Here is a 386-nt window from a genome sequence, read left to right on the forward strand (position 1 = left end):
GCTTGGCGCCGGCCGGGCTCTCGCCGAGCTCCCAGTCGTAGGAGAACAGCATCTCGAAGTAGGTGTTGTCCCACTGGGTGGGCGTGGGGGTCCACGCACCCTCGAGACCGCTGGTGATGGTGTCGGCACCCTTGCCGGTGCCGTACTGGCTGATCCAGCCCAGGCCGTTGCCGTGCACCGGGCAGCCGTTCGGCTCGGGGCCGACGAGCTCGGGGTTGCCGGCGCCGTGGGTCTTGCCGAAGGTGTGGCCGCCGGCGACCAGGGCGACGGTCTCCTCGTCGTTCATGCCCATGCGGCTGAAGGTGACGCGGATGTCGTGCGCGGAGCCCATCGGGTCGGGCTTGCCCTGCGGACCCTCGGGGTTGACGTAGATCAGACCCATGGTG

1 protein-coding gene is annotated in these 386 nt (G+C 69.7%); it reads right to left on the minus strand.

Annotation, left to right across the window (positions count from 1 at the left end; translation table 11 throughout):
- The coding region (locus tag RM609_RS34325) for a peroxidase family protein (RefSeq protein ID WP_311616603.1) at positions 1 to 386 on the minus strand (386 nt) is incomplete at both ends.

The organism is Streptomyces hesseae (assembly GCF_031845785.1).
Classification (GTDB): domain Bacteria; phylum Actinomycetota; class Actinomycetes; order Streptomycetales; family Streptomycetaceae; genus Streptomyces; species Streptomyces hesseae.